This is a genomic window from Streptomyces violaceorubidus (genome assembly GCF_000717995.1).
In the GTDB taxonomy this organism is placed as follows: Bacteria; Actinomycetota; Actinomycetes; order Streptomycetales; family Streptomycetaceae; genus Streptomyces; species Streptomyces violaceorubidus.
The window spans coordinates 1-618 of the sequence record NZ_JODM01000136.1; the positions used below are offsets into that span (position 1 = coordinate 1).

General features: G+C 71.8%; 1 protein-coding gene. It reads left to right on the forward strand.

Annotated elements, in window-relative coordinates:
- Positions 1 to 618 (forward strand): AMP-binding protein (locus IE94_RS36685; RefSeq protein ID WP_037924801.1); only part of this gene is annotated, 618 nt, incomplete at both ends.

A 618-nucleotide genomic window follows, 5' to 3' on the forward strand; every position in this document is an offset into this window, starting at 1 on the left:
AGGCGGGGGGCGCGTATCTGCCGCTGGACGGGGACTTTCCTGCGGAGCGGCTGGCGTTCATGCGGGAGGAGACGCGGCCCGTCGTCACCGTCGACGAAGTCTGGCTTGCCGGGGCCGAGCAGCGGGTGGTGGATTCCGGGGTTGTGCTGCCCGGGGCCGCCGACCCCTCTGCGGCTGCGTATGTGCTGTACACGTCGGGGTCGACGGGGCGGCCCAAGGGCGTCGTCGTGGGGCGCGGTGCGCTGGCGAATCTGCTGGCGGACATGCGCCGGCGGGTGCCGTTGGCCAGCGGTGACCGGCTTCTCGCGGTGACGACGATCGGGTTCGACATCGCCGGGCTGGAGCTGTTCACCCCGCTCACCTCGGGTGGGACCGTTGTTCTTGCGCGGGGTGGGATCGTGCACGATCCGGACCAGCTCCGTGACCTCCTGGTTCAGGAGCAGGTCTCGGTGATGCAGGCGACACCGAGCCTGTGGCGTGCCGCGCTCGACAGCCCCGACGTCACCCGGGCCCTGGCCGGGGTGCGTGTCCTCGTCGGCGGTGAAGCGCTGCCGTCCGACCTCGCCGACCGGCTCACCACCACCGCTGCCTCGGTCGTCAACGTGTACGGGCCCACGG